The sequence below is a fragment of the Marinobacter confluentis genome, assembly GCF_004785685.1.
In the GTDB taxonomy this organism is placed as follows: Bacteria; Pseudomonadota; Gammaproteobacteria; order Pseudomonadales; family Oleiphilaceae; genus Marinobacter; species Marinobacter confluentis.
Window position 1 is genome coordinate 1 of the sequence record NZ_SRPF01000028.1, and the last position, 292, is coordinate 292.

Consider the following 292-nt stretch of genomic DNA (forward strand, 5'->3'; position numbering starts at 1 on the left):
GGGGGGTAGGGGTAGGTGCAGTGTGTGGCACAATGTTCCACGGCGTGCAGGGCAGTGGGCTAGTAGTAGGTTTCCTTCTCCACCCAGCCGCCAGGGCGTCGCCTGATGATGAGCTTCCGCACCTCGTCATACACGAAGATGAGAAGGGAGTAGGGGAAGGCACAGAACCACCAAGTAGGTTTGAGGGGATACATCCTAAGGGCTGCACCCATCCCAGGGCAGTAGGACAGGAAAGCAGCAAGAGCTGTCTCTTCAAAGAGGCCAAATATTAAGATCTTGAGATCGGAAGAGC

The 292-nt window shown here is 55.8% G+C and carries 1 protein-coding gene; it reads right to left on the bottom strand.

Features of this window, described 5'->3' with window-relative positions:
* Positions 1-59: 59 nt before the first annotated feature.
* Positions 60-292 (bottom strand): cation transporting ATPase C-terminal domain-containing protein (locus E5Q11_RS17415; protein ID WP_135804713.1); only part of this gene is annotated, 233 nt, incomplete at its 5' end.